Annotated in this window: 25 protein-coding genes and 1 riboswitch; of the genes, 7 read left to right on the top strand and 18 right to left on the bottom strand. The window is 43.7% G+C overall.

The window, feature by feature from the left end:
• Positions 1 to 20 precede the first annotated feature (20 nt).
• The 11 genes from AC0VX7_RS20810 to AC0VX7_RS20860 form a co-directional block, all read right to left on the bottom strand.
• Entirely contained in the window at positions 21 to 1,337 is a 1,317-nt protein-coding gene (locus AC0VX7_RS20810; RefSeq protein WP_475425717.1) for an O-acetylhomoserine aminocarboxypropyltransferase/cysteine synthase family protein, read from the bottom strand.
• Positions 1,338 to 1,420: 83 nt separating this feature from the next.
• Positions 1,421 to 1,524, bottom strand: a riboswitch (SAM riboswitch).
• Between the two features lie 85 nt (positions 1,525 to 1,609).
• On the bottom strand, positions 1,610 to 1,948 hold the full coding sequence (locus tag AC0VX7_RS20815) for an SCP2 sterol-binding domain-containing protein (RefSeq protein ID WP_475425718.1): 339 nt from the start codon (positions 1,946 to 1,948) through the stop codon (positions 1,610 to 1,612).
• Positions 1,949 to 2,124: 176 nt separating this feature from the next.
• A complete protein-coding gene (locus AC0VX7_RS20820; RefSeq protein WP_475425719.1) occupies positions 2,125 to 3,390 on the bottom strand; it encodes an MFS transporter in 1,266 nt (421 codons plus the stop codon).
• A 129-nt stretch (positions 3,391 to 3,519) separates the two neighbouring features.
• Complete coding sequence (locus AC0VX7_RS20825) at positions 3,520 to 3,831, bottom strand: thioredoxin family protein (RefSeq protein ID WP_475425720.1); 312 nt, start codon at positions 3,829 to 3,831, stop codon at positions 3,520 to 3,522.
• A gap of 6 nt (positions 3,832 to 3,837) precedes the next feature.
• Entirely contained in the window at positions 3,838 to 4,194 is a 357-nt protein-coding gene (locus AC0VX7_RS20830; RefSeq protein WP_192470121.1) for a toprim domain-containing protein, read from the bottom strand.
• A 198-nt stretch (positions 4,195 to 4,392) separates the two neighbouring features.
• Positions 4,393 to 4,632, bottom strand: coding sequence for a YusG family protein (locus tag AC0VX7_RS20835; protein ID WP_475425721.1), 240 nt, complete (start codon positions 4,630 to 4,632; stop codon positions 4,393 to 4,395).
• A gap of 425 nt (positions 4,633 to 5,057) precedes the next feature.
• Positions 5,058 to 5,438: a glycine cleavage system protein GcvH gene (gene gcvH, locus AC0VX7_RS20840; RefSeq protein WP_214776242.1), complete on the bottom strand. Its 381-nt coding sequence runs from the start codon at positions 5,436 to 5,438 to the stop codon at positions 5,058 to 5,060.
• Between the two features lie 53 nt (positions 5,439 to 5,491).
• Complete coding sequence (locus AC0VX7_RS20845) at positions 5,492 to 5,848, bottom strand: arsenate reductase family protein (RefSeq protein ID WP_215030375.1); 357 nt, start codon at positions 5,846 to 5,848, stop codon at positions 5,492 to 5,494.
• Between the two features lie 229 nt (positions 5,849 to 6,077).
• The gene (locus AC0VX7_RS20850) at positions 6,078 to 7,862 is read right to left on the bottom strand and encodes an acyl-CoA dehydrogenase family protein (RefSeq protein ID WP_475425722.1); all 1,785 of its coding nucleotides are present in this window, start codon (positions 7,860 to 7,862) and stop codon (positions 6,078 to 6,080) included.
• 55 nt (positions 7,863 to 7,917) lie between these two features.
• Positions 7,918 to 9,093, bottom strand: coding sequence for an acetyl-CoA C-acetyltransferase (locus tag AC0VX7_RS20855; protein ID WP_192470117.1), 1,176 nt, complete (start codon positions 9,091 to 9,093; stop codon positions 7,918 to 7,920).
• 60 nt (positions 9,094 to 9,153) lie between these two features.
• Entirely contained in the window at positions 9,154 to 11,538 is a 2,385-nt protein-coding gene (locus tag AC0VX7_RS20860; protein WP_475425723.1) for a 3-hydroxyacyl-CoA dehydrogenase/enoyl-CoA hydratase family protein, read from the bottom strand.
• A 238-nt stretch (positions 11,539 to 11,776) separates the two neighbouring features.
• Between AC0VX7_RS20860 and AC0VX7_RS20865 the strand changes: the two genes are divergently transcribed.
• Positions 11,777 to 11,908 carry a YuzL family protein gene (locus AC0VX7_RS20865; protein ID WP_023626545.1) on the top strand — a complete coding sequence of 44 codons (132 nt, stop codon included), beginning with the start codon at positions 11,777 to 11,779 and terminating at the stop codon, positions 11,906 to 11,908.
• A 192-nt stretch (positions 11,909 to 12,100) separates the two neighbouring features.
• Here AC0VX7_RS20865 and AC0VX7_RS20870 read toward each other — a convergent pair whose 3' ends face one another.
• Entirely contained in the window at positions 12,101 to 13,018 is a 918-nt protein-coding gene (locus AC0VX7_RS20870) for a proline dehydrogenase family protein (RefSeq protein WP_475425724.1), read from the bottom strand.
• A 217-nt stretch (positions 13,019 to 13,235) separates the two neighbouring features.
• Here AC0VX7_RS20870 and AC0VX7_RS20875 point away from each other — a divergent pair, with 217 nt between their 5' ends.
• Together AC0VX7_RS20875 and AC0VX7_RS20880 are read left to right on the top strand one after the other, a co-directional pair.
• A complete protein-coding gene (locus tag AC0VX7_RS20875; protein ID WP_215030363.1) occupies positions 13,236 to 13,520 on the top strand; it encodes a hypothetical protein in 285 nt (94 codons plus the stop codon).
• 42 nt (positions 13,521 to 13,562) lie between these two features.
• Entirely contained in the window at positions 13,563 to 13,904 is a 342-nt protein-coding gene (locus AC0VX7_RS20880) for a spore coat protein (protein WP_475425725.1), read from the top strand.
• Positions 13,905 to 14,069: 165 nt separating this feature from the next.
• Here the strand turns inward: AC0VX7_RS20880 and AC0VX7_RS20885 are convergent, their stop codons facing one another.
• The 5 genes from AC0VX7_RS20885 to AC0VX7_RS20905 are packed head-to-tail and all read right to left on the bottom strand — an operon-like array spanning position 14,070 to position 17,988.
• A complete protein-coding gene (locus tag AC0VX7_RS20885) occupies positions 14,070 to 14,312 on the bottom strand; it encodes a YusU family protein (RefSeq protein ID WP_475425726.1) in 243 nt (80 codons plus the stop codon).
• Positions 14,313 to 14,327: 15 nt separating this feature from the next.
• Entirely contained in the window at positions 14,328 to 15,089 is a 762-nt protein-coding gene (locus AC0VX7_RS20890) for an IucA/IucC family C-terminal-domain containing protein (protein WP_475425727.1), read from the bottom strand.
• The gene (locus tag AC0VX7_RS20895; RefSeq protein ID WP_475428215.1) at positions 15,086 to 15,907 is read right to left on the bottom strand and encodes an ABC transporter ATP-binding protein; all 822 of its coding nucleotides are present in this window, start codon (positions 15,905 to 15,907) and stop codon (positions 15,086 to 15,088) included. Before AC0VX7_RS20895 ends, AC0VX7_RS20890 begins: the two co-directional genes overlap by 4 nt.
• Before the next feature lie 24 nt (positions 15,908 to 15,931).
• A complete protein-coding gene (locus tag AC0VX7_RS20900; RefSeq protein WP_475425728.1) occupies positions 15,932 to 16,987 on the bottom strand; it encodes a FecCD family ABC transporter permease in 1,056 nt (351 codons plus the stop codon).
• A complete protein-coding gene (locus AC0VX7_RS20905; RefSeq protein WP_475425729.1) occupies positions 16,984 to 17,988 on the bottom strand; it encodes a FecCD family ABC transporter permease in 1,005 nt (334 codons plus the stop codon). Before AC0VX7_RS20905 ends, AC0VX7_RS20900 begins: the two co-directional genes overlap by 4 nt.
• A 316-nt stretch (positions 17,989 to 18,304) precedes the next feature.
• On the opposite strand from AC0VX7_RS20905, the gene AC0VX7_RS20910 reads away from it, so the two are divergent.
• The 4 genes from AC0VX7_RS20910 (at position 18,305) to AC0VX7_RS20925 (ending at position 23,211) form a co-directional block, all read left to right on the top strand.
• A complete protein-coding gene (locus AC0VX7_RS20910; RefSeq protein ID WP_475425730.1) occupies positions 18,305 to 19,267 on the top strand; it encodes an ABC transporter substrate-binding protein in 963 nt (320 codons plus the stop codon).
• Positions 19,268 to 19,492: 225 nt separating this feature from the next.
• Positions 19,493 to 21,037 carry a spore germination protein gene (locus tag AC0VX7_RS20915; protein WP_475425731.1) on the top strand — a complete coding sequence of 515 codons (1,545 nt, stop codon included), beginning with the start codon at positions 19,493 to 19,495 and terminating at the stop codon, positions 21,035 to 21,037.
• 19 nt (positions 21,038 to 21,056) lie between these two features.
• Positions 21,057 to 22,154 (top strand): GerAB/ArcD/ProY family transporter, encoded by a 1,098-nt coding sequence (locus AC0VX7_RS20920; RefSeq protein ID WP_475425732.1) that lies wholly within the window; start codon positions 21,057 to 21,059, stop codon positions 22,152 to 22,154.
• A complete protein-coding gene (locus tag AC0VX7_RS20925) occupies positions 22,144 to 23,211 on the top strand; it encodes a Ger(x)C family spore germination protein (RefSeq protein ID WP_475425733.1) in 1,068 nt (355 codons plus the stop codon). The genes AC0VX7_RS20920 and AC0VX7_RS20925 overlap by 11 nt, the downstream gene beginning before the upstream one ends.
• 202 nt (positions 23,212 to 23,413) lie before the next feature.
• On the opposite strand, the gene AC0VX7_RS20930 is transcribed toward AC0VX7_RS20925, so the two are convergent.
• The gene (locus AC0VX7_RS20930; RefSeq protein ID WP_475425734.1) at positions 23,414 to 24,589 is read right to left on the bottom strand and encodes an FtsW/RodA/SpoVE family cell cycle protein; all 1,176 of its coding nucleotides are present in this window, start codon (positions 24,587 to 24,589) and stop codon (positions 23,414 to 23,416) included.
• Positions 24,590 to 24,977: the final 388 nt, after the last annotated feature.

Raw genomic sequence — 24,977 nt, forward strand, 5'->3', positions numbered from 1 at the left:
TTTATGGAAGTTTGTGGATATTAAGCTCTAGCTGGTATTCCTGGCACTCCAGTCGCCTTTTCAATTGCCTGCTCCAAATCCTCGATGATATCCTCGACATTTTCAATCCCGACGGAAAGGCGGATTAAATCTTCAGGAACTCCTGCTGCTTTAAGACCGTCTGAATCCAGCTGCTGGTGTGTTGTACTTGCAGGATGGATGATCAGGCTCTTCGCGTCACCGACATTCGCGACATGGGACCATAGTTCTAATGAGTTAATCAGCTTTGCACCGGCTTCCCTGCCACCTTCAATCCCAAAAATAACAACTGCCCCTGCTCCCTTTGGAAGATATCGATCTGCGAGTTCTTTATCAGGATGAGATTCATGGCCAGGATAGCTGACCCAGGTAACGGCAGGATGCGAATCAAGATAATCTACGATTTTGCGTGTATTGGCAACATGCTCCTTCATGCGGACATGTAATGTCTCTATTCCAAGATTGAATTGGAATGCACTCTGAGGACTGATCGCCGGTCCAAGGTCACGCAACAGCTGGACTCTTGCCTTTACGATAAATGCGGCAGCTCCGATTGCCTCACTATAGACAAGATCATGGTAACTAGAGTCCGGCTCATTGAAGCCCGGGAACTTAGGCGACTTCCAATCGAACTTTCCTCCATCCACAATGATTCCGCCCATGACTGTACCATTTCCTAATAGCCACTTGGTAGCTGAGTGGACAACGATATCGGCGCCATGTTCAATTGGCCGGCAAAGATAAGGGGTTGCAAATGTATTATCGATGATTAGCGGAAGACCTGCTTCATGGGCAACTTCCGCTACAGCTTCAATGTCCAATACTCTGAGACTTGGATTACCGATTGTTTCTGCGTAGACTGCTTTTGTTTTCGGAGTGATCGCCTTTCTAAAATTCTCAGGATCAGCTGGATCAACTAGATGAACTTTTATTCCATACTTCGGCAGTGTTACAGCAAATAAATTGTAAGTACCTCCATATAGATTAGATGCAGCAACAATTTCATCACCCGCATGCGCAATGTTCAGGATCGCCATCGTGATGGCAGACATCCCACTGGATAACGCAAGAGCACCTATACCGCCCTCAAGAAGAGCCACTTTTTCTTCCAGGGCAGTAACTGTCGGATTATGTATCCGTGAGTAAATATAGCCCGCTTCCTTAAGCGCAAATAAATCCGCTGCATGTTCTGTGTTTTCAAATTGGAACGCATTGCTCGAATAAATAGGAACTGCCCTCGCGCCTGTTACCGGATCTGGTGACTGACCACCATGTACCCCCAGCGTTTCAATTCTGTAGTTTTTTTGCTCATTAGCCATCTCCATCTCTCCAATCAAAATATTTTCCTTGAAAAACTGAAACAAAAAACCCTCTTCCTAAGAAGAGGGTCATTTATCATCTCTCCTTATCTTTTCAGAGCAAAAAACTCTGCTGGAATTAGCACCGTGTTTCACAACCGGTTGCCGGGCTTCATAGGGCCAGTCCCTCCGCCTCTCTGGATAAGAATATTCAATTCGTTTTTACTGCGTTAAAGTGATAATATCACGTCGCAATATATCGGTCAATATATTTCGATTATTCAGATAAAATTTTATACAGGAAGTGGTCTCGCAAGATAAAATAATGATTCCAGAACCAATTGGGAGCGAAAAGAACAATCAGTTGTGAAATAATTCATTTTTACTCCCTGACGCAGTTTCAGATCTCCATTAAATAATTGATCCAAAAGCGCATCCTTTCCAGAAATCGTTGCAGTGTATCGGGTATGCATGCAGGTTTCCTGGCAAGCCACCTTGCCATCCTTGAAAGACAAGTAGAATGTACCACTCTCTGCTTCAATTTTTAAGCATAATTCCAGTTTATTTACTAGTTGCAGAACATGCTTCTTATTCTGGATTTCATTCGCAAACCTGTCGATTCGTTCCCGCATTCCAATCAACTCCCTTATAATACATATTCCTTGTAATCAGGGAAAAACCTGTTGGAATCCTTCGACAAATTAATAATTGAATTTACAATATGAATAACGTAAAAAAAGACAATACCGTTTGAAATTTCGGCATCGTCTTTCATTTCCCGAGAAATATATCCAAAGAAATACAGTAATTAAGCAGGTTTTGTCTCCATCATGCCGGATTTTGGCTTATCCATACTTTTGAAAACTACGAAGAAATACGTGGATCCTACTAAGTAAAGACCTGCAGTAATGGTAAATACAGTTGCATATCCCCAATAGGGACCGTATTTCAAGACGATCCCAGTCGATACCGGTCCCATAACGGCCCATCCGAGATTAAACACCATTTGATTCACAGAGTTTGCCAAACCCTTCATGGAATCATCAACCTTCGACATCATTAACGACATCTGGATTGGATTGCCGGCATTCATTAGTGCCTGACGAAATAAAAATCCTAGTGCAGCGAGCCAAAAATTCTGTGTGTACGCTGTCAACAGCAAAAACGGAAGCGACAGAAGCTGTAACACGACCACTGCCTTCACTTCCCCAAGTCTGCGAACCACCATAGGACCGATGATCATCGCAACAGCTGTGGCTCCCTGTCCTAGTGAAATGACCAAGCCAATCAATGAATTGGAAGCCATGAACCGATCCGCAAAATATAGGTTCAAATATGGAATGACCAATCCGGCTCCAAAGCCTATCATCAATTGCGCAACGGCAAACAGCAGTATGATTTTGAAACTGGCTTTGTGGGGAATTCCCTTTGTTTTTTCTTTTGTATCGCTAGCCGATATGCGTGGTGGCCGGTTTTCATTCAACTTCATAATCGGTATCAGAGCAGCCATAAACAAGAGCGATCCAATGATCAATGTATATCTGATACTTTCAAGTCCCGGGATCATCATTCCGAATAGGTCTGTGAGAATCCCGCCTAAAAGACTTCCTATTACATTGGCACCCGTCATCACCGCAAAATGGATACTGAATAAATGCACACGCTGTTCAGGCTTCGAATTCTCCGCTAGCCACGGAATAATCGACACCTGGATAAATGCTGAAGCGAGGCCTGTTCCAAACGCAAAAAGAATTAATAATGACTGACTCTCAACGATGCTCCGGGTAAATAAGATCAATCCTGTTCCGACCGCTCCATACAGCATCAGCTTTTTCCTGCCTGCTTTATCACTCAGTATGCCTGCCGGAATAAGAATGAGAGCAGTTGCCAGCGAGGTCATGGCAATAACCTTTCCGTTTACAAGCTCATTATAGCCTAATTCCCTGATGTAAAAGTTATAGATGACCATGAAAATCCCAAGGCCAACCTGGGTAAAAATATTCGCAACGAAGGTAAGTCGTATGTTTCGATTATAGGTTTCAATTTGTGCCGCCCATTCCTGGTATAGAGCCATTATATTTCGCTCCTCGATTATTTCGATACACTAAGTATAATAATGTTTTTGGAACGATATGTAAATCCTTTTGTTCTAAGATTGAATCGGCAATTTAAGCAAAAAAAACAAACGGCTTAGCCGTTCGTTTTATATTTTTAAGTCTTTAATTTTTTCATAAAGGTAAGGAACGGACTGAAAAGCATAGACTTTCTCCTGCTCTTCTCCTTTCTTTAATAAAATCAGACATGGAACACTTTCAATTTCAAAACGCTCCGCCATTTCAGGCAGGTAATTTAAGTCGGCTTTCCCTGAAGACACATCAGGTAACAGCTGCTCTATAACCGTCAGCATCTTACTTGCCACCTGGCATGTTCCGCACATTGGCGTGTAAAAGTATAGGTAACCTGTTCGTTTTTCCTCCAGGAAGGTTTCGATCTCTCCCTTAGTCCATTCTTCCATCTACAGTCATCCTTTTTCTAAGTACTCTGCATGAACGTCGATATTTGCTCCAATTAAAACTGTAGCAAGGTGATTTTCCGGTGCTGTCGCCACTTCCCTGTACATTCTGTCAATGTACAAATGGTTCGCCTCAGGGAATTCCCTCTTAAATTGCTTTCTCAATTTTTCCCCTGACGCATCCGCATCCACGAGGATATATACATCTTTATCAAAAAGGGAATCAATCAGTTCATCAAGCTTTGAAACACCAATAGTCCCATTCGTACAAATAATTTCGACCGGTTCATTTAGCACGGCTTGAACTTTCTTTTTGTCTGACGAACCCTCTACTATGATCACCTTGTGATTTTCGTCCATCGTCATAACCACCTATGCACCAGAAAATAATTACTTTACAACATTATAAACATTATTAATTCATTTGTGCTGGTAACTTTCCTAATTATATTGTTACTGTTTTCGATGGAGATTGCAAAAATTTAGGCTAGCATGCTTAAAAGAAAACTTTCATCTGTCGATATAAAAAAACAGCGGTCATCGCTGGCCGCTGTTTGGATTTGCTTAACACCAGCCGCCTTCATCACAATCAGTATACCGAGGTTCTGATTGATCCGGCACTGATACATGCTGGTAAATCTTATTCTGTTCTGCCTCAAAGTGATGCTCCAATTTCATCTGCAGTCCTTCTGGAAGCTCTATGGATCCAATGTGTTCGTTTTCCAGGTAAAGCTGCACCTGTCCGTTTTCAAGCTTTCCTGTCACTCTGTCCGTTATATCGAGTTTTTGTTTGTTCAGTGTCATGATTTTCACCCTTCTTCGATCGTTGATTACTTTTAGCTTGTCCGATTTCAGGGAATGAATTGATGGTAAAATGAAGGAGTTTATGCCGGGGAAGAACAAAAAGCGCAAGCGCCTTGGTCAGACCCGACAAGCGCTGCCCGCCTAAAACGCCACATTGTGTGGCTGGCGGGTCTGGCACGTCCTGTGCCTCGGAGGGCCTGACAGTGAAGTCGTTCTTTGACTTCATTGGGCGGACCGAAGCGACTCGAGCTGCTCAAAGCTGACGCTTCTCGCAAGATACTCGAAGAAGCCCGCTCAGGGATGAAAACTGGCTAGGCGCTGGAGCTGGATTAAGTAAACTTTATGGAGTTACCCTAACTCAATAACTTTTTAAATTCCTTAACCAATTAGAAAACGCCTTGAAAGCATCAAGGCGTCAGTTAGCTTTATTCTTTGATCATGTCTTCGTATTGTTCAGATGTCATAAGCTTCTCAACTTCGCTGTTGTCAGATAGCTCGACAGTGATCATCCATGCTTTTTCGTATGGAGATTCGTTAACAAATTCAGGGCTGTCATTTAACTCTTCGTTGATTTCCACTACTTTGCCGCTTACTGGTGCATAAAGCTCTGATACCGTTTTTACGGATTCTACACTTCCGAATGGCTGGTCAACAGTGATTTCGTCGCCTACTTCTGGCAGTTCGACGAATACGATGTCGCCAAGTTCAGATTGAGCGAAATCCGTGATTCCGATGCGAACCTTTTCTCCTTCAACTTTTACCCATTCGTGTTCTTCAGAATAACGCAACTCTTTCGGTGCATTCATTGACTATCCCTCCAATTGTATATCTCTATCGATTAATATCGATGGGACCAAAATTACAGCCAGGCTTTTTCGAATTCTTCCTCTTTGAAGCCTACAGTTACTTTTTCTCCGTCTGTTATCAGCGGGCGTTTGATGAGCATGCCGTCAGATGCAAGCAGTTCTAGCAGCTCGCTTTTAGATGCAGTCTTGATTTTGTCTTTCATCCCCAGTTCCCGGTACTTCTGGCCGCTCGTATTGAAAAATTTCTTAATATCAAGGCCACTTTTGTCCAGCATTTCTTCAAGCTGGGATTGGGAAGGCGGATTTTCGACAATATGTACTTCATTATAGTTTACTTCATGCTGGTCCAGCCATTTTTTGGCGTTCCTGCATGTACCGCATTTAGGGTACCAATAAAACGTCTTTGCCATATTTTTCACCACCCTTTGCTAGTATCCCATTAATGAAACCCTCTAATCGGATAGTAACATAATAGGACAGAAAAATACTAACATTCCGTGTTTAATTCCCCGATATTTTCGGCATCCATTACTTTATTCAACATAATTCGCAAAATTCCTGCATGAATTAATAAGGTGTTCAAAAAAGTGAAACACTTCTCCCTAAAAAAACAGGAGAAGTGTTCAAAATTCTTATTAATTAAACGATGAAACGCTCTGCTTCGATCAGCTTTTCAGCTGCTTCACGTTTCTTCGCAATCACGTTGATTGGAGTGTGTCTTGTGAACTTACGCAATGCTGAAGTCAGCATGCGAAGCGCATCTCCCTCTTCTGTTGCAACAAGAGTTTCTTTTGCATCACGCTCGATTTCATTAAATGCTTCCTGGCAGAAGATTTGTGTGTAAAGAAGCTTTTGCTTGCTCTTTTCCACTCCATCTTTAGCGATTGCTTTCTCGGTACGAAGAACAGCAGATTCCATTGAATAAGCATTTGAGATGATGTCCGCGATATTAACGAGGATTTCCTGCTCTTTTTCCAATGCTTTGCCGAACTTCTGAGCTGCCAAGCCAGCTGCAAGCAAGCCGATTTTCTTCGCGTTTTTCACAAGGTATTTTTCCTGTGCCAACGGCTCATCGCCTGGCTCTTCAGGCATAAGCATCATTAGCTCTTCCTGAAGCTGCTGTGCCTTTTGCAATAATGGAAGCTCGCCCTTCATTGCCTTGCGCAGGAATGTTCCCGGTACCAACAGGCGGTTGATTTCGTTTGTTCCTTCGAAAATACGATTGATTCTTGAATCACGGTATGCTCTTTCAATTTCATACTCTTGCATGAAGCCGTATCCACCGTGGATCTGAACACCTTCATCAACAACATAGTCGAGAGTTTCAGTTGCGAATACTTTGTTCATGGAGCACTCGATCGCGTACTCGGCAATCGAGTCAGCTACTGCTTTACCGTTATTGATTTCTTCATCAGACAACTGGTTCATTCTTTCTTCGAACAAGCCTACTGTACGGTATACAGAGCTTTCTGTTGCATAGATTTTTGAAGCCATTGTCGCCAGCTTTTCTTTTGTAAGATTGAACTGGGAAATCGGCGTTTTAAACTGCTGGCGCTGGTTAGCATACTTTACAGTCAGACCGAATGCCTGCTTGGCACCGCCAGTTGCGCCTACACCTAACTTATAACGTCCGATGTTCAGGATATTGAAGGCGATCAGATGGCCTTTTCCTGCTTCACCAAGAAGGTTTTCCACTGGAACTTGAGCATCCTCAAGAATTAATGTACGCGTAGAAGAGCTCTTGATTCCCATTTTCTTTTCTTCTGCGCCTACGGATACCCCAGGGTATTCTCTTTCAACGATGAAAGCTGTGAATTGTTCGCCATCGATCTTTGCATAAACAACGAATACATCGGCAAAGCCAGCGTTTGTGATCCATTGCTTTTCGCCGTTAAGCACGTAGTGAGTGCCTTCAGCATTCAGCTTAGCTGTTGTCTTTGCACCAAGTGCGTCTGAACCTGAACCTGGCTCAGTAAGTGCGTAGGCTGCAAGCTTTTCGCCAGTTGCCAATGGAGGAAGGTATTTTTGCTTTTGCTCTTCATTACCGAAAAGCACGATTGGCAATGAACCGATTCCTACGTGTGCACCGTGGGAGATCGAGAAGCCGCCTGCAACTGCCATTTTCTCAGCGATCAAAGCTGAGCTGATTTTATCAAGGCTTAAACCACCATATTCTTCAGGAACGTCTGCTCCAAGAAGGCCAAGCTCTCCAGCTTCCTTCAATAGTTTCACAGTGCGGTCAAACTCGTGCTGCTCGATATATTCAACCTGAGGCAATACTTCGTTCGTGACGAAATCCTCAGTTGTTTTTGCAATCATCTTGTGCTCATCTGTGTAATCCTCTGGAGTGAAAACATGGTCGTATGTTACATCCTCGATTAAGAAGCTTCCGCCTTTAACAAGCTTTTCTGTTTGGTTACCCATTTATTGTTCCTCCTATCTATTTTGGGGAGGGGCTGAGGCCCCTCCATATATTGTTTTATAGTAGTTCAAATACTCCAGCTGCACCCATGCCGCCGCCGATACACATTGTAACGACACCGAACTGCTCATTTCTGCGTTTCATTTCGTGGATCACTGTCAAAGTCAGCTTAGCGCCAGTTGTTCCAAGTGGGTGGCCCAATGCAATCGCTCCGCCGTTGACGTTGACCTTATCTTCATCAAGGCCCAGCTCACGGATGACCTGGATTGATTGCGAAGCGAATGCTTCGTTCAGTTCGAATACACCGATATCGGAAACTTGCAGTCCAGCAAGCTTCAATGCTTTAGGAATCGCTACAACGGGACCGATACCCATGATTTCAGGCGGTACTCCGCCAAGTGCGAATGACCTGAATTTAGCCAGTGGCTTCAATCCAAGAGATTCAGCCTTTTCGCGGTCCATTACCATTACAGCCGCTGCTCCGTCACTAGTCTGTGAGGAGTTCCCTGCAGTTACTGTGCCTTTAATATTGAAGGCCGGGCGTAGTTTCGCAAGTGTTTCCATGTTCGTGTCAGGACGTACACCCTCATCCTGTTTGAATTGGATTGTCTTTTCAACAAGCTTATTGTCTTTTCCTACTGTGCGGAGGGTTACATCGACAGGAACGATTTCATCCTCGAATTTGCCTTCCTGGATTGCCTTTGCCGCACGCTGATGGCTTCTTACTGCAAAAGCATCCTGATCTTCACGGGAAATGCCGTACTTCTTGGCTACTTCCTCAGCTGTATGGCCCATACCCATATAATACTGCGGAGCACTTTCAGCCAATTTTGAATTCGGGCGAACGACATGACCCATCATTGGCACCAGGCTCATTGATTCCGCACCTCCGGCGATGATTGTGTCTGCATGCCCAAGCATGATTCTTTCCGATGCATTCGCAATCGCCTGCAGTCCTGAAGAACAATAACGGTTGATTGTGATCGCCGGCACTTCATGTGACAGACCGGCAAGTGCACCAATATTTCGAGCCATATTCAAGCCCTGCTCTGCTTCTGGCATTGCACAGCCGATGATTAAATCATCAATATTCCCTTCATAATTGCCTGCTCGCTTTAGAGTTTCTCTTACTACAAGAGCTCCAAGATCGTCAGGTCGGACATTAGCAAGAGTTCCTTTTTTTGCTTTTCCGACCGGTGTCCTGGCTCCGGCTACGATTACCGCTTCTCTCATCTCATTCCCTCTCTTTCCTCGGATGTTAGTTTTATATTTCACTTTAAAGCTATCAATCTATTAGTTGCGCAACGGCTTGCCTTTTACGAGCATATGCTGCATGCGCTGCTGTGATTTCGGTTCTGCCACAAGGCTTAGGAATGCTTCTCTTTCAAGGTCGAGCAGGTATTGCTCATCTACTTCGGTTCCGTATGGCACTTTTCCGCCGGCGATGACATACGCAAGCTTCTTCGCGATTTTTAAGTCATGCTCAGAAATGTAACCTGATAGCTGCATCGTTTGAGCGCCAAGCAGCAGGGTTGCATATCCCGGTTCGCCTGTTACAGGAACTTTCTTTCTCACTGGCGCCTTATAACCGCTTTCATATAAATTCAATGCAGCCTGTTTCGCATCATATAACAAGTGATCGCTGTTCACACTGATGCCATCTGCTTCATTCAAGAAATTATTTTCACGAGCTTCTTCCCCTGAAGTGGAGACTTTCGCCATCGCGATGGTTTCAAAGACTTTATTCGCAACCTTTTGAAGGTCAAAGTCAACGCCTTTCGGCAGCCCTTCAAGATGCTTGATGTAAAGCTCCTTGTTTCCGCCGCCGCCAGGAATCAGGCCTACACCGGCTTCAACAAGTCCCATATATGTTTCCATAGATGCCTGGATATGGGCCGCCGGCAAGCACATTTCGGCGCCTCCACCCAGCGTCATTCCAAATGGAGCAGCTACAATTGGCTTGGAGCTATATTTGATTTTCATAGTCGTCTGCTGGAATTGGCGAACGACCATATCAAGATCCCAAATGTTATCGTCTTGCGCTTCCATCAGGATCATTGCCAGGTTCGCACCAACTGAGAAGTTTTTCCCCTGGTTGCCGATTACAAGACCCTTAAAGTTCTTTTCAACTTCATCAATCGCGAAGTTGATCATCTGAAGGATATCTGGTCCGATTGAGTTGCTGTGTGAGTGGAACTCCAGCAATGCGATGCCATCTCCAAGGTCGATCAGGCTTGCTCCGCCATTCTTTTTAATGACACCCTTTTGCTTTTTCAGAAGCTTCAGGTTGATTGCTTTTGGATTTTCTTCTACAGCTACGTATTCACCATTGTGGTAATAGCTCAATCTGCCATCTTCTTCTTTGTAGAAAGAAGTGAAGCCTTTTTCGACCATTTCTTTTACCCATGCAGGAACAGTCTTGCCTTCGGACTCCATTTTGCTGATTGCTTTTTCGACACCCAGTGCATCCCATGCTTCGAAAGGTCCCATTTCCCAGCCGAATCCCCACTTCATCGCACGGTCCACGGCGACGATATCGTCGGCAATTGTGCCTAGAAGGTCCGCGGAGTAAACCAGCACAGGGCTGAAAATATTCCATAAAAGCTCTCCTGCACGGTCCTTACTATAAACAAGCGCTTTCATTTTATTGGCAAGGCCTTTTTCCTGCTTAGCCATTTCAGTAGACGCTGTCTTTAATTTTTTTCGTGGTCCGTATTCCAATGTCTGTGGATCAAGTTCAAGGATTTCCTTGCCCTGTTTCAGGAAGAATCCCTGTCCTGACTTGCTGCCAAGCCAGCCGTTCTCAAGCATCTTCTTCATGAACTCAGGTACTTCAAAGACTTCCTTTTCTTCCCCTTCAACCTGGTCATACACGTTCTTTGCAACATGCGCGAACGTATCGAGACCAACTACATCCAGCGTGCGGAATGTTGCACTCTTAGGACGACCGATCATTGGGCCAGTTACGGAGTCAACTTCACCAACACTGTAGCCGCCTTTCACCATTTCTCTTACTGTTACCAGCAATCCGTAAGTACCAATTCGGTTGGCGATGAAGTTAGGTGTATCCTTCGCTTCAACGACACCTTTCCCTAGCTGGTCTTCACCGAAAGTCTTCACGAATGAAAGGACTTCAGGGTCCGTATCTTTAGTAGGGATCACTTCAAGCAGCTTCAGATAACGCGGCGGGTTGAAGAAATGCGTGCCCAGGAAATGCTTCCTGAAATCTTCGGAACGCCCTTCCGCCATTGCCTCGACAGAAATTCCTGACGTGTTGGAGCTAATGATGCTTCCCTGCTTGCGGTATTTATCTACATTAGTAAAAACTTTCTTTTTTATATCAAGGTTTTCAACTACTACTTCGATTACCCAGTCTACATCCTTGAGTTTTTCCATATCATCTTCGAAGTTGCCCGCTTCAATCAGAGCAAGATTCTTTTTGGAGGCCAAAGGTGCTGGCTTTTGCTTCAATAACTTTTGCAGTGCTCCTGCACTGATCCGGTTGCGCACCTGCTTATCTTCAAGTGTCAGGCCTTTCGCTTTTTCCTGTTCCGTTAATTCCCGAGGTACAATATCAAGCAGCAATGTCGGAATCCCGATGTTTGCCAGATGTGCGGCAATCCCTGATCCCATGACACCTGAACCAAGCACCGCTGCCTTTTGAATTTGTCGCATCAAATTTGTCTCCCCCTTTGACTCTTTTTGAATGAATACTCATTCATTTTTGCACCAAAAAAAATATGCATATAAATGAGTTCTGTTATTTACTACTATAAAATATTTAAAAAATTTCCGCAATAATAAGGTGCGGAAAAAAGAAAATTTTTTGAATCTTTAATCCTTATGCTTATTTCAGCAGACTTGGGCATCATAAAAAAGCGTTACTCTTATCTTTTTAAACACGGAGGTAATGATCATGGCAAGAATGAAAAAGGATCCGTCCAAGGCTGGTGTCAGCGCAGCAAGTGTCAAAGGAAATGCTGGCCCGTCAATGGGACAGGGCGGCGAAAGAAAGCAGAACAGCCAGAATAGCCAGTATAAAAAATAAAAGCGTAAGCGCCTCGGTCAGCCTCGACAAGCGTTGGAGGGCCGACCTTTGAAGTCGTTCTTTGACTTCATTGGGCGGACCGAAACGTCTCGAGAGGCTAGGCGCTGAAGCTAGATAATTCTCAAAATAGGGTTTTACAACCTCCTATTATGAAATAAATTAAACAGGCTGACATCTGTCAGCCTGTTTAATTTATTTCTTTAACATTCCTTTTAATACAAATGCCACGTTTGCCGGGCGTTCTGCAAGGCGGCGCATGAAATAGCCGTACCAGTCAGTTCCGAATGGGACATAAACCCTCATCGTGTATCCTTCTTCGGCAAGTTGGAGCTGCCTTTCTGGCATGATTCCAAACAGCATCTGGAACTCGAACTGGCTTTTCGGGATATTATTTGCCTTCGCGAATTCCTTCGTGAAGTTAATGATATTGTCATCGTGTGAGGCAACAGCTGTATAGTTGCCGTTTAGCAGATGCATCTTGATGATTTTCTTAAAGTTTTCATCGACATCCTTCTTCTCTGGGAAAGCCACTTCTGGCGACTCTTTGTATGCTCCTTTTACAAGACGGAGGTTAGGGGAATATCGATTCAATTCCTCGATATCCTTTTCAGTCCTGTATAAATAAGCCTGGATGACCGTACCGATGTTATCGTACTCGGACTTCAGTTGTTTGAATATATCGAGTGTTTTCTGGCAGCGTTCATAGTCCTCCATATCGATGGTCACAAAAACATTGTTTTCTTTGGCTGTGTCCAAGATCCTACGCATATTATTCATAACTACGTTTTCAGAAATATCAAAGCCAAGCGAAGTCATCTTGACGCTCAACTGGGCATCCAATTTTTCGCGACCAATCGCTTTTATCATTGCAATTGAACTTTCGGCTCTCTCATTGGCTTCTTTTTCATTGTCTACGAATTCGCCAAGGAAATCGACGGTTGCCGCAAGGTTCTTGCTGTTTAGTTCTTTAATCGCTTCCACTGACTGCTCGACCGTTTCGCCGGAAACAAAGCGTTTTGCCCCTAAACGAAGACCATATTTTTTGGCCATTTTGGTAAAAAACTTATTTTTGGATAAAAAAAGAAAAAAGTTCCTCATTAATTGTTCCATAGCTTTTCCTCCCCTTAATGAAAACGATTACATTGTCCTTTAAAAAAATTACTTCATAATATATCTATTTTGCAAAATCATTTTATCACTTTTTCAGAAGTTTGAATATTACTTTTGCAGGAAAATGTTTTTTTTGACGAATCTTGTCTTGCATACTTTATTTTGCCTCGGGAACGATAATATCCGATGGAATTATCAAAAATCAGGAGGGTCAATTATGCAGCAGCAAAACATGAATTTTCAGGGCCAGCAGCAAGGGATCATGCAGACGCCGCCTTCAGTAGTTTCAACTAAAGATTCTTTATATTTAACTGATATGCTTTCATGGAATTTACTTGCCATGAAAAAAGCACATTTCTTTGCAGAGCAGTGCCAGGACCAGGAGCTGAAGATGGAAATCGAAAAGTGCGGCCAAATGCACCAGAAGCATTACCAAAAAATCCTAACCCACCTTAATAGCCCGCAGAACCAAGCGTATTCAGGAACTCCAGGTATGCAATAAACAAAGCTGCAAAATATCTGAACTTTACAGGAGGAAAAGCGGATGAATCAGAATCAACAAAAAATCCAGAATCCAGAAACACAGGTCCAAAAAACACCGCAGATGAATGACCGTGATTTTATCAATGATATTTTAACGACTGAAAAATACATGACTCAAGGTTATGATACTGCGCTAAATGAAGTAAGCCACGATCAGCTCTACCAGGATGTACTTGCCATCTACACAGAAACAGCGAATGCACAGCGCAGCATCTATAATCTCATGTTCAAAAAAGGCTGGTATGGAGTAGAAGCGGCAGATGCGCAAAAACTGCAGCAGTCACACCAGCAATTCCAGGGATACACAAACCAGTTCCCATATGGCGGCCAGCAGCTTCAATAATGACGCTGTATCAGCTTTGGAACCGGGCAAACACGCTCGGTTCTTTTTGCTTTGTAATCTTTTGTTTCCTCCCTTTCTTTCCCTTTTCACTGTGGCTTCTACACTTAAACTAAATAGAGGTATTCTAACAAAACAAAAAACCACCTCATCCGAGATGGTTCTTCCTTATTTCTGGCGGTTCTTCTCATTCAGTTCTTTGACTTCTGCGATTACGTTCTTGATTTGATTCTTGGCTTCCGGATATTCTGCATTCCAGTGTTTGACCAGCGGCGGCATCGACTTGGCGATATGGCTGTACAATATCCATGTTTTTACCTTCTCGATATTTTCAGGTGAGCCTTCGCCAACCAAAAGCTCTGTGTATTTTTCCAGCAATCCATCGATTTGTTCTGTAAAATTTTTGTCCATTTTCACACTCCCTATTTACATTCCGCAAGTTCGCGGACAGGTTTTGCAGTAACTGCCTTTTTCTTTGAGCATGTAGCTGAAACAGCAGGTTTTTCGGATTCTGATATAAGAATCCGTCTCTTCCTGATAGACTGGTTCACTGTAATATATGGCAATTGGATTGTTATTATAGCGTCCAAACAGCTTTCCAGGAGCATTTTCGACGAGAAAAGAAAAGTCTTCTGCCGCCCGCACTTTCACCTCATGATCCTCAGTTTGGCTTAAGATTTTTTCATAAAGCCAGAAAATATAGACAGCAACATTTTCCCATAGAATCAACTTTGAGATTTTCGCAGATTTCGAGATTGCATCCATAACCGGAAATAGATTATCCACAAACAAATGCCTTACTGCTTCCGCCCTCCACTCATCACGCTGTCCAGCAGGACACACTTGGGTACTTTTGTTTTTCAGATAAAACTCAGGTAACCAAAGCCCATCCTTAATGGCGTCTGCCAGAATGATATTTTCTGGAGACACATCCAGCTTTTTGTTAAAAGCGCTCATTGAATACAAATAGAGGACTGCGAGAAAAGCATGCCTTTTCATAAAAACAGATGCTGCCGTCTTAAGGTCAGGTGCTTTTAGCCCTTTATTGAACCTTTTCAAGTAAACTCCCATCGTCGCTGGATCCATGAAAGGCCTGAAATCAATCTGCACATCCTTTTCAGGTTCAGCAACAACGAAACGATAGTTCGCAAGAATATCTATTTCATTTTGGGTTAGTTCAGTCCTCATGTTGGTGCTCCCACTTTATCTCTAAGGATACGGCGCCCTTTTCCATGCGGAATGCATAATGGTGTGCCGAACAGCGGATCGATCGTCACTTCACAATTCATTCCGAAAACATGCTTTACAAGACCACAGTTAATGACAATTTCCGGCTTCCCCTGGTCAAAAATTTTCTGGTCCTTTATCGCCACGATGTTATGTGCATATCTACAGGCTAGATTCAGGTCATGTAAAACCATGACAATCGTCCGGCCTTCATTTTCATTCAATTCGTACAGCAAATCAAGAATTTCAATTTGATGTGTCATATCCAGATAGGTTGTCGGTTCATCTAACAGGATGATGTCAGTATCCTGGGCAAGGGTCATCGCGATCCAGGCACGCTGGCGCTGTCCCCCGGACAACGAGTCGACTGTACGGTCCTTGAGATGATCGATGCCTGTCGCTTTTAACGCATTGGTTACACTCTTTTCATCCTCCTCTGACCATTGCTTAAGCCAGGTCTGGTAGGGATATCTACCCTGTTTTACAAGCTGCAGGACCGTCAACCCTTCTGGTGCTGAAGGAGATTGGGGAAGAATGGCCATTTTGCGGGCAACTTCCTTTGTTGACAGCTTTGCAATAGACTCGCCTTCAAGAAGGATGGAGCCTTCCCTGGGCTTAAGCAGTCTTGCGATCGAGCGGAGCAAGGTCGACTTTCCGCAGCCATTTCCTCCGATAAAAACAGTAATCTCACCTTTAGGAATTTGTATATCTAATTCATTTATGATGATCGAATCTCCATAGGAGAGCGTCAGTTTCTCCGTTTCGATTGCCTGAGTCATGTCCATTCCCCTTTCTCTTCAACTTTAAGTATTACGTGTCTTGAATAGCAGGTAGACAAAATACGGGGCCCCAATACCTGCGGTAAAAACACCCGCCGGGACTTCTAATGGTGAAAACATTGTCCGCCCAATCAAATCAGCAAGCATGACAAGGATTCCGCCAATCAAAGCTGATACTGGCAAAAGAGCACCAAATGCCGACCCAACCAGCCTCCTGGCCATATGCGGGGCCATCAACCCGACAAAACCAATGCCGCCGGCAAAGGCAACCGAGCTGGCTATAAGTGCAGTGCTGACCAGCAATAGTGCAAATCGTTGCCGCTGGACATGGCCACCGACCCCAGTGGCTATATCTTCCCCTAATTCCTGTACATTCACGTTTCTGGCAAAGATAAAGGCAATCAAGAGCATAATGACTGTCCAGGGTACGAGTACCGCTACATTTCCCCATGTCGAGCCATAAACCGTACCCGTGATCCAGATATTCGCCTGACTAGCCCGATATATCGGCCCCATGATCATCATCAGTGTCGTCAAAGCCTGCATCATGGCCGATATCCCGATACCAATCAATACGAGGCGCACAGGCGAAACTCCATTTTTCCAGGAAAGAAAATAAACCAGGAATGCTACGATCGCGGCACCTGCGAATGCGGCAACAGGCATCCATTCTATACTTACTGTCAAAGCATTATTATCATCACTGAAAATAGCTAAAAATCCTACAACCGCTACCGATGCCCCACCAGTGATACCCAAAATATCAGGTGAAGCAAGCGGGTTCCGAATCATTCCCTGGAGAAGTCCCCCGGCGACAGCCAAACTTATTCCAACCATCAGAGCAACGATAATTCTAGGAAGACGGAACGATTGTACGACCAATCTCTCCATATCGCTTCCCCCGCCAAAAAACACAGCAAGGACGCTTATTGGGCTTATATCCATATCGCCCATGCCAGTACTGATGACAAACACGGCAAATGCCGTAACCAGCAGGCCCAAAAAAACCAATGCAGCTTTTTTATCAATCAAAAAAGAGATTTTATCCTTAAAAAGTCTTAAGCTTTTGTACTGGCTCATTTCCCGTTGAACCCCTTTCTCGCAATATAAATGAAAAATGGAGTTCCGATCATCGCCGTCATGACACCTACAGGGATTTCCTGCGGCATCAACACATATCGGGCAGCGATATCCGCTGCCAATAACAGCATCCCTCCAAAAATTGCAGAGAAAGGAATGACCCAGCGGTGGTCAATGCCAACCACTGCCCTCGACAAATGCGGGATCACAATTCCGATAAAACCAATTGGACCAGCAACAGCGACGGCGCCGCCTGATAATAGAACAATGATGATGCCGGTGCCAAGCTTGACGAAGCCAGTATTCAAGCCAAGTCCCTTCGCAACATCCTCACCCATGGATAAGATGTTCATTTTAGAAGAAATCAAAACAGCTGCAATCCAGCCAACCGCTAAATATGGGAGGACTCCAATGAGAGTCTCCAGCTTGCGTCCCTGTACAGAGCCCGCGAGCCAGTATAAAACCTGTTCCAGAGCAGCTTCATCCAGTACGAGCAAGCCCTGGGTGAACGAAGAAAACATCGCGGTCATCGCCGCGCCTGCAAGCGTCAATTTCATCGGGGTCAATCCTTCACGGCCTGCCGAGCCAATCACATAGACACTGACTGCCGCCAGAGCAGCACCCAAAAAGGAAATCCAGGCGAACGCCTGAAGGCTGCCGACTGAAAAAATCGTTACAGCTAGTACTACAGCGAAACCAGCCCCCGCATTCACGCCAAAAATACCTGGTGATGCGAGTGGGTTTTTCGTCAATGTCTGCATCAGGACACCCGCGATTGCCAGGCTGGCACCGACTGCAGCAGCAATCAGCGCCCGTGGAAGACGGACTGATTGAATAATAATATGTTCATTGGAACCGTCATAATCCGTGAAAGCATCATACGCGGTTAGCCATGAAGTGTCTGTATAACCGTAGACGATACTAGCGCATATTAGAAATAAAACAAAAAAAATCGCAATCATTAGACCGATCCATCTTTGGCCATTGGTTTTAAGCAGCATGATGATTTAACCTTTCTTTTTGAAAACTTCTTTGTACTATTTGTTGCTATCTCAGACAAAATTATTAAAATAAAACTCGGCAGCAAATTGAATGAAACAACTTACGAATACAACCATTTAAAAAACTTGTTTATATTGTTTTTTACTTTACGTGAAATTTGATCCCTTTTCACTATTTCACCAGACAAGTTCACAAAATCGTCAATGATGATGAAAATCATTATCAATTAGTGTTGACATAATCTCCACTTGCATTTTATCATAAAGGAGCAGTAATTGAAAACGATTATCAATAACAATCTAGGAGGAACTACATATGAAAGTCTCAAAACACTTGCTGGCTCTTATCAGCATCTTCACCATCCTGCTTTTGGCGGCATGCGGTGCTGGCGAAGATGAATCCAAGAATACAGCTGAAGAACCAAAGGAAAAGGAAGAAAGCTATACTGTTGAACACGCCATGGGCACGACTACACTGGATAAGACTCCAGAGAAGGTTGTCATCCTGACAAATGAAGGAACGGAATCACTTCTCGCTCTTGATGTGACTCCAGTTGGTGCCGTTCAGTCATGGACAGGCGACCCTTGGTATGACCACATTTCAGATGAAATGAAGGATGTTCAGGTGGTCGGTGTCGAGAGCCAGGTTAATGTCGAAGCCATTGCCGCGCTGCAGCCTGACTTGATTATCGGCAATAAAATGCGCCAGGAAGATATTTATGAACAGCTTAAAGCAATCGCCCCTACTGTGTTTGCAGAGGATCTTCGCGGAAACTGGAAAAACAACTTTGAACTTTATGCAAAAGCTGTAAACAAAGAAGAAAAAGGCAAGGAAGTACTTGCTGCTTATGATCAGCGAATAGAAGATCTTAAAGAAAAACTTGGTGATAAAGTAAATACGGATGTTTCTATGGTTCGCTTCATGGCTGGTGACGTACGTATTTACCACAAGGATTCATTCTCGGGCGTAATCCTGGAGCAAATCGGAATGGCTCGTCCTGAAAGCCAGGATAAAGAAGACTTTGCTGAAAAAGGTGTGACGAAGGAAAGAATTCCGGCAATGGAAGGAGATATCCTTTTCTACTTCACATATGATGAAGGTGATGGAAAAGCGACTGAAGTTGAAAAGGAATGGATTGAGGATCCGTTATTCCAAAACCTTGAGGTAGCGAAAAAAGGCGAAGTCCATAAAGTAAATGACGCTATCTGGAATACAGCTGGCGGCGTTATGGCTGCTAATCTGATGCTAGATGATCTTGAAAAACATTTGTTGAAATAAGCTCTTTTCTCATTAAAAACACTCTTTACGAAAACAGCCTAGAAATAAAATCCCCCCAAGATTTTATTAAACTAATCCCCATTTCCACTTTATATAAAAACAGAAACCCGCAAACGCCTGCGGGTTTTTCTTTTTGCCTATACAAAAGAAAATTCGTAAACAGTCTTCATAATCCTCCCATTTTCGGAAAGAATAAGCGTAAATCCAGATTGGCGGAGATTATTCATGAGACAGCTATTCAAAAAAAAGCTAATGCAAGAAATTGAGAAGGAAGCGGCACGTCAAGATACCGAAGGACAAAAGCCAGAGCAATATCTCAATGAGCACGAATGGGAAAAAGCACTTTTAAAATCACATGATTTTAAAAAGACTTTTTACGTGAATCAAAAATCAGAAAAAAAGTTCTGCTTCTCTTTTATATCAACTCTAGTAGATGAAAGCATCCTTCAGAACAACGCCCTCCCCTATCTGCTGGAAGGCGAATTAACAGAAATCGAAGATGTTAAAAGTCTGATCCCCATTGCTGATGTCCAGGTTTCAGACCGCAACGAGGATATTGAAACGAAATTATTTAACGGATATGTCCTCCTGACGCTTGAGGGTGAAGAAAAATATTTTGCCTTTATTGCAGCCCAAAAAGAAGTTGTCAGAGCCGTTGCCCAGCCTGAGGTAGAATTCAGTGTTATCGGGCCAAAAGAATCTTTTGTTGAGTCCCTGGATCATAATCTCAATATGATTCGCAAAAGGGTCCCTGTGAAAGAGCTGATCATCGAAAATTATACCGTAGGTTCCCTTTCCAAATCAGGGGTAGCAATCCTGTATATTGATGGGATTACTAATAAAGATAACGTTAATACTGTTGTACAGCGGGTCAAAGAGATTGAGTTTGATGAAATCACAGATAGCTCCTATATCGTCCAGTTGATTTCAGATAACCAGAACTCTCCTTTTCCGCAGCTGCTTGATACAGAAAGGCCCGACCGTATTGCAGCAATACTTGCAGAAGGTAAAGTCGCTATTCTTGTAGATGGTTCACCGCACGCATTGATTGGTCCAACGACCTTGGTTGAATTTTTTGGGTCTTTCGAAGATTATTTCCTAAATTATTTACTATCTTCATTTTTCCGTTTGGTACGACTATTCGCCGTTGCATTCTCGATTTTGATTACGCCAATTTATGTGGCAGCATTGTCCTACCACTATGAATTGATTCCAAAGGATCTGTTAAGTACGTTGATTACATCAAGGAGGGAAATTCCGCTCCCTCCTATTCTTGAAGCCTTGTTCCTTGAACTGACGATTGAGCTATTGCGTGAGGCCGGAGCCCGCCTGCCGACAAAAGTCGGCCAGACGATCGGTATCGTGGGCGGAATCGTAATCGGGACAGCTTCCGTTGAAGCTGGCCTGACGAGTAACGTCCTGCTGATCATTGTCGCATTGGCAGCGCTGGCGTCTTTCACTACACCAGTGTACCGGATGGGCAATACTATCAGGCTGCTGCGGTTCCCGTTCCTGTTCTTCGCGGAGCTTTGGGGAATGCTGGGAATCGTCGTTTCCTTTTCGTTCCTCCTCGCCCACCTGCTTAGACTGACATCATTGGGCAGGCCTTTCCTTGAGCCTTTGTATCCTCCAAGGATAACAGACTTCAAAGATGCGATTATCCGTTTGCCGTTTACAATGCAATACAACCGGCCACAATATTTGAGGACGGAAAACCCTGTCCGTTTCAGTGAAAAAAAGGCGAAGCAAAAGAAGGACATCGATGAATGAGCATTGGAGGTTTTGATGAATGCAGCAGCCAGTACCCGAAAGATTGCAAGTTTCACCATTTCTCGTTCTCTACTTAATCATGTCCATGCAGATTGGCATCGGGGTCCTTGGCTACCAGCGAATCATCGCGAAGGATGCTGGCTATGATGCATGGATATCGGTCCTTGCTGCTGGCCTTACTATCCATATCATCGTTTGGATGATCTATAAGATTTGCGGGACGGTTGAAGGGGATATAGTTGCTGCCCATGCCTTTGTGTTTGGCAAAAAAATAGGCAATGTTTTAAGTACTGTTTTTATTGTCTACCTGTTAATTTTTGCTCTGGCTGTCTTAAGGACATTTATCGAAGTCATTCAGGTATGGATGTTCCCAGAGATCAGTACTTTCTGGTACAGCCTTGTCTTTTTGCTTTTGTCTGTTTATATCATATTTGGCGGCTTTCGGACCGTGACAGGTATTGCTTTTTTCTGTATAGTCCTGCCGAGCTATCTGCTGCTGACATTCGGGTTCGCGCTCAAGTATGCAGAATTCAGGAATTTACTGCCAATTTTTGATCATTCTCTTAAAGAATTCGCTACTAGTGCATATAGCATGTCCCTTACCTATATCGGATTCGAAATACCCTTGTTTTTCTACCCTTTTATAAAAGATGCAGCCAAGTCCCAAAAGTGGGCACATTTAGGGGTCTTTTTGACGACAATCATCTACACTGTCCTAGCAATTATTACTTTCACTTATTTTTCAGAAGCTCAGCTGGCCAAATCCATATGGGCCACACTGGAAATGTGGAAGATTGTCAGCATGCCATTTGTCGAGCGTTTTGAATATATCGGTATTGCCAACTGGAACTTGATCATCCTTCCAAATATATGCATAGCACTTTGGGGAGGCAGCATGATTTTAAAGAGGGCCTTTAAACTGCGCCAAAAGAAAGGCGTCATAGTATTAGCGCTGATCTGTCTGGTTGCCGTTTCCTTTTTTGATACTCGTGCGAAAATCAATTTTCTAAATGATTGGACTGCAAAAATTGGCTTCGCTGTTACCTATATTTATATCCCGATTTTATTTATCGGCACTTTGATCGCCAAGAAGGTGAAGAATAAAAATGAGAATTAGAAATTTTTTTTTAGTTTTAGCTGCAGTCCTCACACTTTCAGGTTGTGTCGAAAAAGAAATCATTGATGATGTCAATATTGAGATGGGCGTTGGCTATGATTTAGTTGAGGATGACAAAATTGAAGGTACGGTCATGATTCCCATTTTCAATCCTGATAAAAAGATCGGCAATTTCACCTTTTCCGCGACTGCCACGAGCAGCAGGGATCTCATACAGGAAGTTCAGCGAAAATCGGCCCAGCCACTCGTAACTGGGTCATTGGAGATTGCTTTATTCGGAGAAGATATTGCTAAAAAGGGAATTAAAGAGTATACAGATGCATTCGAACGCGATGCAAGCATCGGTGCGAGGGTTTATTTTGCTGTCGCTGATGAGTCAGCAAAAAGCATCTTATCAGGGACATATGGCAACAGGGGGAACGCAGTCCATTTATCTCAGCTGATTAAACACAATATGGAAACACGCAATCTTCCAATTACAAACATGCACCTTTATTTATTTGACCTCTATCAGGAAGGGAAAGACCCCTACCTTCCTATTTTAAAAAAGGTAGAGCCCGAAATTATTGATATAGTTGGAATTGCTTTATTTAAAGATGATAAGCTCATGAGCGAACTTCCTCCAGATAAAATGTTCTTCTTTAAGCTTCTTACAGACAAGTTCAGCGAAGGGGCATTTAAACTAAATGTCGGTAAGGAGAAAGTTCTAATAAAAGATTTGGATTCAAAACATAAAATCAAGCTGACGAAACGGGATCCCTATAGCATTACTATGGAAATCAAGATCAAAGGCCTAATCCGTGAATACACAGGACATATTGTAACACCAGAGATTATTAAGCAGATTGAAAAAGAATTCGAAGCTCAGGTCAACAAAGAAGCCAGCGCGATGATCAAGGATTTCCAGGAGCAGGGCATCGATCCCGTGGGATTTGGCCATTTCATCAAAAGCAAAACAAGAGGCTTCGATTTTAAAAGATGGGAAGACGAATATAAGAATTTAACCGTCAATGTTAAAACCGATATGATTATAACTGAGGTAGGGATTGTTGAGTAGAACAAAAGAGGGTGTCCCATTTTAGGACGCCCTCTTTCATTTCTGGATAAGAATGTATTAATTTATTCACTTAGATTAGTGTCTAGCTCCAGCGCCTAGCCCCTCGAGACGTTTCGGTCCGCCCAATGAAGTCAAAGAGCGACTTCACCGGACGGCCCTCCAACGCTTGTCGGGGCTGACCAAGGCGCTTGCACTTTTCTTATTATGCAGTGGTTGAGAACATGTACTTCTTATAATGGTACCGTATTGAGAAAATCAGGCTTACCGCCAGCATATTTCCCATGAGCGAGCTTCCGCCATAACTGATGAACGGCAGCGGAATACCTGTGATTGGCAGCAGGCCTATGGTCATGCCAATATTTTGGAATACATGGAACGTGATCATGCTGATGACGCCAACACAAATATAGGTGTAAAAATCGTTTTTCGTTTCCATGCCGATTTTTGTGATTTGGTATATCAGCAGGAAAAACAAGCTTACGATGATACTTGCTCCGACGAAGCCGAATTCCTCGCCGATGATGCTGAATATGAAGTCAGTATGGCTCTCGGGCAGGTAAACTTCCCTTGTCCCATAGCCCTTCCCAACTGTTTCCCCTGAGCCGATGGCGAGCAGCGACCTCGTCAGCTGGAAGCCGGTTGTGCTCTGGTAATTATAAGGGTCAAGCCAGGAATAAATCCTTCCGAATTGATATTCCTTCACCCCAAGATATTTTTCAAGGATTTCAGGCTTCCAGATCACAAAATAGAATATGATCGAAATCAGTGTAAGGCCTGTCCCGAAAATTGGCACAAGCAGCTTCCAGGTGATACCCGAGATGAAAATCATCCCAAGCATGATCGCAATATAAACAAGCGATGTACCAAGGTCAGGTTGCTGCATGACGAGCAGGAGCGGTACCATCGTGACAATACCGATTTTAATCAAAAGCCAGAAGTCCGATTGCATACTTTTAAGCCGATATTTCTGATGGTGGTCGACAATCACCCTCGCAAGTGCCAGGATGATGAACACCTTCACCAGCTCGGAAGGCTGCAAGGTCCCCATCGCCGGCACCCTGTACCAGCTTTTCGCCCCATTGATGACAGGAGCAATGGTTGAGGGTGCCACGATAAGCCCTGCCAGCAAGACCAACCCAAAGCCATACGCGTACCAGCTCAATTTTTGCAGCTGATCTGAATCGAGGGTAATGACCGCGGTTATGATGCCGGCACCAATGACGTACCAGATAATTTGCTTTATTAAAAAGTTTTCAGAACCATACTGTCCCGTCGTCTGCGCACTGTAAATGGCAACGCAGCTTGAAAGAAATAATAGGATCAATATCGTAACCAGCCCATAGTCGAGCCGGGAATTCGTTTTTTGATTCGAAGTCATTTTTATTCCCCTTTTAAATGAAGGCAGTTTCCAACTGGAATGAGCGCTAAGGAAGTTTTTTATAAGGCATGAAAAATGAGCCTTGATTGAAGAACTGTTCAATACTTCATTATATTTTTTTCGACAATAAATAACAACTTCTGACTATGAAATGGTTATTATTACATATCTGAATGATTTTATTCAGGTAATTTGGCCGAGGGAAATGGATTAGGCTTCCTTTTTTGTTTGATGGGCTGAATTAATTCAAGAATGATGGACAGTTTTTTCGCTTTTTCAGGAATTTGTGTCCGTCATGACCCTGATGACGGACAGTTTCTCTGCTTTTTCCGGGATTTGTGTCCGTCATAACCCTGATGACGGACAGTTTCTCTGCTTTTTCCGGCAT

This window comes from Mesobacillus sp. QJM3NY_10, assembly GCF_056173465.1.